Annotated in this window: 1 pseudogene; it reads right to left on the bottom strand. The window is 64.2% G+C overall.

What is annotated here, in order from left to right:
• Positions 1 to 69: 69 nt before the first annotated feature.
• Positions 70 to 318, bottom strand: a pseudogene (locus GTY47_RS24060) (aminotransferase class III-fold pyridoxal phosphate-dependent enzyme); the annotation flags it as partial.

Here is a 318-nt window from a genome sequence, read left to right as displayed (position 1 = left end):
CCTCGAGGAGCCGCTGAGCAAAGTTCGCAGCTGGTGAGGTGTTCATGGTCAGTTCCTTGGGCCGGCTCGTTACAGGCGGTTTTTCGCGACCTCGGCGAAGGTCTCAAGGAATCGCGTCACATCGGCGGAGTCGAAGGCCAGCGGAGGGCGGATCTTCAGCGTGTTCGCCGACGTGCCCGTGCCGCTGATCAGGGTGCGGCGGTCACGCATGTCGTTGATGACGTCTTCGGCAAGTGCGCGGTCTGGCTCGAGGGTCTGGCGGTCCTTGACGATCTCCACGCCGACGTAGAGACCGGAGCCGCGGACTTCGGCGACGTA

It is taken from the genome of Streptomyces sp. SID5464, from assembly GCF_009862985.1.
Lineage (GTDB): Bacteria > Actinomycetota > Actinomycetes > Streptomycetales > Streptomycetaceae > Streptomyces > Streptomyces chartreusis_D.
The sequence above is the reverse complement of the archived record's forward strand: the minus strand, read 5'-3'. Positions and strand labels throughout refer to the sequence as shown.